The organism is Ectobacillus sp. (assembly GCF_056992975.1).
The window spans coordinates 1-4672 of the sequence record NZ_JBXKMX010000143.1 but is presented as its reverse complement, the minus strand read 5'-3'; the positions used below and the strand labels follow the sequence as shown (position 1 = coordinate 4672).

General features: G+C 40.6%; 7 protein-coding genes. 5 read left to right on the top strand and 2 right to left on the bottom strand.

All coding sequences use genetic code 11. From position 1 onward, the window contains the following. The first annotated feature begins 113 nt into the window (after positions 1–113). Entirely contained in the window at positions 114–485 is a 372-nt protein-coding gene (locus tag AC11ZT_RS06930) for a CHY zinc finger protein (RefSeq protein WP_484058896.1), read from the top strand. A 640-nt stretch (positions 486–1125) separates the two neighbouring features. Here the strand turns inward: AC11ZT_RS06930 and AC11ZT_RS06925 are convergent. Continuing rightward, positions 1126–2172, bottom strand: coding sequence for an acyl-CoA dehydrogenase family protein (locus tag AC11ZT_RS06925; protein ID WP_484058897.1), 1047 nt, complete (start codon positions 2170–2172; stop codon positions 1126–1128). 164 nt (positions 2173–2336) lie between these two features. Between AC11ZT_RS06925 and AC11ZT_RS06920 the strand changes: the two genes are divergently transcribed. Beyond that, the gene (locus AC11ZT_RS06920) at positions 2337–2591 is read left to right on the top strand and encodes a hypothetical protein (RefSeq protein ID WP_484058895.1); all 255 of its coding nucleotides are present in this window, start codon (positions 2337–2339) and stop codon (positions 2589–2591) included. On the opposite strand, the gene AC11ZT_RS06915 is transcribed toward AC11ZT_RS06920, so the two are convergent. Next, entirely contained in the window at positions 2564–3103 is a 540-nt protein-coding gene (locus AC11ZT_RS06915) for a dihydrofolate reductase family protein (RefSeq protein ID WP_484058894.1), read from the bottom strand. The genes AC11ZT_RS06920 and AC11ZT_RS06915 overlap by 28 nt on opposite strands. A 301-nt stretch (positions 3104–3404) precedes the next feature. On the opposite strand from AC11ZT_RS06915, the gene AC11ZT_RS06910 reads away from it, so the two are divergent. The 3 genes from AC11ZT_RS06910 to AC11ZT_RS06900 form a co-directional block, all read left to right on the top strand. Beyond that, positions 3405–3635 (top strand): hypothetical protein, encoded by a 231-nt coding sequence (locus tag AC11ZT_RS06910; protein ID WP_379969345.1) that lies wholly within the window; start codon positions 3405–3407, stop codon positions 3633–3635. 83 nt (positions 3636–3718) lie between these two features. Next, positions 3719–4300, top strand: coding sequence for a GyrI-like domain-containing protein (locus AC11ZT_RS06905; RefSeq protein WP_484058893.1), 582 nt, complete (start codon positions 3719–3721; stop codon positions 4298–4300). 112 nt (positions 4301–4412) lie between these two features. Beyond that, the coding region (locus AC11ZT_RS06900; protein ID WP_484058892.1) for an MntP/YtaF family protein at positions 4413–4672 on the top strand (260 nt) is incomplete at its 3' end.

Sequence of the window (4672 nt, the reverse complement as noted above, 5' to 3'; positions counted from 1 at the left end):
TAGCTTCTCTAAGGTAGATTAACGTTCATTTACATAAATTTCAAATAATAGGCTCAGAGCTGATCTTTTTTTGCTATGATAAAAAGGAATTCACAAAAGGGTAGGGGAAACAAATGAAACACGTATATGGACCAATCGTAGACAATCAAACACGCTGCAAGCACTACGCAACCGAAAAAGACATCATTGCCATTAAATTTAAATGCTGCGGGAAATATTATCCATGCTACAAGTGCCACGAAGAATGCGAAGATCATCCCATCACCGTATGGAAACAGGAAGAATTCGGAGAGCACGCCATCCTCTGCGGCGTATGCGGGACCGAGCTAACCATTACTGAATACATGGGAACTGAGCAATGCCCGAACTGTGGATCTACGTTTAACGAAGGATGCGCGATGCATTATCATCTTTATTTTGAGATGGACGGGGATCGAGTTGGTGATGTCAATAAGAATTGCCGAATTAGCCCGAATCGTCGATAACAGACATTTACAATTACTATTATAAAAAATGTGTCTAGGTATCATCCAAGACTACTCCTATTTTTCAGTGCCTCTAATTTATGAACATGGAATACAGAAATATGGATCGAATTATGCCCGCTCACGTGGAAAAAACATGTGGGCGGTAACAAAAGAGCTTTGATTGTGCCCGTTCACGGGAAAAAAGCTTATGAGCGGTAACAAAAGAGCTTCGATTGTGCCCGCTCACGTGGAAAAAACATGCGGGCGGTAACAAAAGAGCTTCGATTGTGCCCACTCACGTGGAAAAAGCTTACAGGCGGTAACAAAAGAGCTTTGATTGTACCCGCTCACGTGGAAAAACCTTACGAGCGGTAACAAAAGAGCTTCGATTGTGCCCGCTCATGGGGAAAAAACATGCGGGCGGTAACAAAATAGCCTTGATTGTGCCCGCTCACGAGAAAAAAGCTTACAGGCAGTAACAAAAGAGCTCCGATTATGCCCGCTCACGTGGAAAAAGCTTACGAGCGGTAACAAAAGAGCTCCAATTGTGCCCGCTTTCGAAGAAAAAGTTTGCATGCAGTAACAAAATACCTGCAGGTTATCATCGCACTTATTTTTCGAAGCCCATGCTTTTTCAGTATCCTAGAACCATTGTTTTTCAATCAAACGATACAAGCAATTTATGCTGTGATGCCGTATGTAAATCACGGTATATACGGTTTATGTTCGTATGCTCCATAATGGCATCCATTCCAAGATACCGGAATATAACCTGCGCTCCTTGGATGGCATGCCCCGCAGCCAATTTACTCTGTAAGCTAATTGCTTGAAGTTCTTCCGCTGAACATTCGTTCCCGGAAATATGGGTCATCCAAGAGTGTTCCACCGCATGATGAAACGCACGAACAGCGGCGCTATAAGGTAACTCCATTTCCTCTATTTTGCTCATTACAAACGCATAGCGCGCAGATCCCCACGTTTCCTTCTTAATCAACGCAAACTCTATGGCTTCGTCAAAAAAATGCCGGGCGATGCCGATAGTTGTTGCGGCGATATTTGCTTCAGCAAAGGGGATGAACGGATAGTGGAACACCGGATCATCATAATAAAAATGCGGATGATAGGCATCAAACACCTTTTCCTCGGAAATAAATGCATCCATAACATGGATGGTGTAGCTATTCGTTGCCTTCAGCCCAAATGCATGCCAATCTTTTTCAATTTTCACTTGTTCAGGTGTAAACGCAAAGGCTTGCATGGTCCCGTTTTTGTCATCGTCTGTTTCAAGAATGCAATTTGCGGTAAAAATCGTAGCATTCATCGAGCCACTGCAAAATGGCCAGCTGCCAGTTACGAGATAGCCCCCGTCCACTTTTTTGGCAATGCCGGTTGGCCGGTCACTTCCTGCGATATACACGTCCCGCTTTGCGAAAACCTCCGCAGCCGTCTTCGCCTTCATGGTTGTCACAAAAAATCCAGCACCCGATCCAATTTGCACAAGCCAGCCAAAGCTCCCATCAATCCATGCCGCATCTTCAAACAGTTGGATTGCTTCTGGAAAGGGAGTCATTCTTCCGTTTAGTTCGTTTGGAATAAACAATTTAAATAGGCGTTGTTCATAAATAAGTTCAAGAACTTCTGGAGTCAACTGCCCAAGCTCTTCCATTTTCTTTATTTGGTTCCGAACGAGCTGAATGGTTTTCATATCAAACACAGCTATCAACCTCTTTTTTTGCTTTTCTTCTATTCTAATACGTTAAGGAGGAAATGAGAAAGAATATAAGGAAGGCTTAGTACAGGGAGAATATTTTTGAAAGTTAGAATGTGATAAAGGAACGGAAACATAAATGATTGGAGGGGATGGCCGTTTTGACTGAAAAAAATGACTGGAGACTAACTGATCAGATGGATTACTTATATAAGGAATCGGTCACGTACAAAATCTATGAAATTCGAAGTGAATCATGGGATCACGATCATTGTGAGTTTTGTACGGACAAATTCGATAAACCAAGCCAAAAAGGATATGCAACTAATAATGACTACTATTGGATTTGTGAAACGTGTTATGAAGATTTCAAAAATATGTTTCAGTTTCAATTAGTAGCTGATCGTACCTCATAATGAATCTGTACAAATTCTCTGTATTGCTTCTGACTTACTAGATGAAATTGCATTTCGTGAGAATTCGGCCGAAATAAAGGGGTACCTTCACCAAGAATAATAGGCGAGATTGTTAAAATGATTTCATCAACAAGATTTTTTTGTAAAAAGGAATCAAGTAATCCTGCACCCCCGACCAGCCAGATGTTCTTTCCTTCTTGCTTCTGAAGTGTTTGAATAAACGTACTCGGATCTTCATTCACAAACGTAACATGTGGTTCGTTTCTTTTTTCAGTGTGTGAAAAGATAAAACTGTTCTTATCTCCATGAGGGTATTCCGGAACAAGGCGAAGCAAATGATCATACGTAGTTCGTCCCATTACGATTGTATCAATCGTTTTATAAAAGGATGAAAAACCATTGTCCCCTTCTCCTTCTACGGCGTAAAGCCAGTCCAAATCGCCGTTTTTATCGGCGATATACCCGTCTAAACTCATCGCAATAAATAAGACTACCTTTCTTTTTTTGCTCATATTCCACCTCGTTTGTTCAGGTTACCAACCATTATAACATGGCGTAAATTAGAGTATAAAGTCAAGCAAGCGGGAGTACATAAAATAATAACAATTTTCTGGCATATTGTAAGGGCTTGATGCAGAAAAATACTGGATCTGGAGTGAGAATCGGATTAACCAGATCTTACTTTTTCATACTTTCGTAATATAATGAAGTGAAGGCTTATTATACGAAGGATTGTATGTATTATTCCTAGCTAGTCATTATTAGCCTATCTTGCTATAGTAGGTACAGAACTTTTATTAGGCGGTGAGTATTGTGCTAATCATTCATATATTAGTAGGAGTATTTTTTGGCTATATTCTGTGGAAGCTTTTGAAAGCGACAATTAAATTTGCGTTTTGGCTATTATTAATTGGAATTATCGTGGCAATCGTATTTCCAAAGGGCTTATTTTTAGTGGGTGGCATTGGGTTCTTAGGATTAAGTGCATTAGGTGTTTTATTTGTATTGAGCATAATCGGATTTTTGTTTTTTGAAGATAATTGATTGTACGTTCTGCCTTACTGGTATAAGAGAAAAAAGCAGACTAGTCTAGTGACCTATCTTTATTCTCCTCTAAGGGATGTAGCTTGCATGCTGAAAAAGGAATTAGCGAAGTCCGACAATATGTTGGAAAGCTTACATTCTATGAGCACCTGATTATTCAGGTCATATTGAAAGGGGCAGATTCGATGAAGTGGAATGTTGTAGAAAAAGAGAGTTTTCTCGTAATGGGAGTCAAACGAGAATTTTCATACGAACATGGAGAAAATAGCATCGGGATCCCTAAATTTTGGGCTGAAGTAAATGCAAATGGAACAAGCGAGACATTAAGTAAGCTAAACAACGGTTCGATTCGTGGGTTGCTCGGCGTATGCGCTGCAAATGAATCGAATCCAAAGCAGGTCATGGACTATTGGGTCGCAGTCGATTTTGATGGAGAAGTGCCAGAAGGTATGGAATGCCTTACAATCCCAGCTTCTAAATGGGTTGTCTTTGAAGTAAACGGCCCGATGCCAGGAGCGATTCAAGACGTTTGGAATAAAATCTATTCAGAATGGTTCCCTGGAAGTGGCTATACACATGCAAACGCACCAGAATTTGAGCTTTATCCGGAAGGAAATCCGTCCAGCCCGGATTATTATAGTGAGATTTGGATTCCGGTGAAATAACAAGTAGAAAATAATACGTATTCCCCCTTTTTTTACAATATGTAAGCAGATAGCACATTCCCAAGTTACCGAGAATACAATACTTTATATGTGTTGTTAAGGGGGAACTGGGATGAATTTCGGAATTTTGCTCCAGATGGTCGCAATCGGTATGGCATCGAATTTAGATAATGCGGGCGTTGGAGTTGCATATGGAGTGAAACAAATTAAAATTCCATTTATGGCAAACTCTATGATCGCACTGATTGGATTTCTATTTGCGCTAGTGGGAGGGCTATCAGGAGATTGGATCTCCCATTGGATACCGACATTTATTGCAAATTTCATTGGTATGATTGTACTGGTTGCTGTGGGAACTTGGGTATTGATCCA

What these genes read in the sequence shown, in the direction of transcription:
- AC11ZT_RS06930 (WP_484058896.1), top strand. Translation starts at nt 114, where the DNA reads ATGAAACACGTATATGGACCAATCGTAGACAATCAAACACGCTGCAAG.
- AC11ZT_RS06925 (WP_484058897.1), bottom strand. Translation starts at nt 2,172, where the DNA reads ATGAAAACCATTCAGCTCGTTCGGAACCAAATAAAGAAAATGGAAGAG.
- AC11ZT_RS06915 (WP_484058894.1), bottom strand. Translation starts at nt 3,103, where the DNA reads ATGAGCAAAAAAAGAAAGGTAGTCTTATTTATTGCGATGAGTTTAGAC.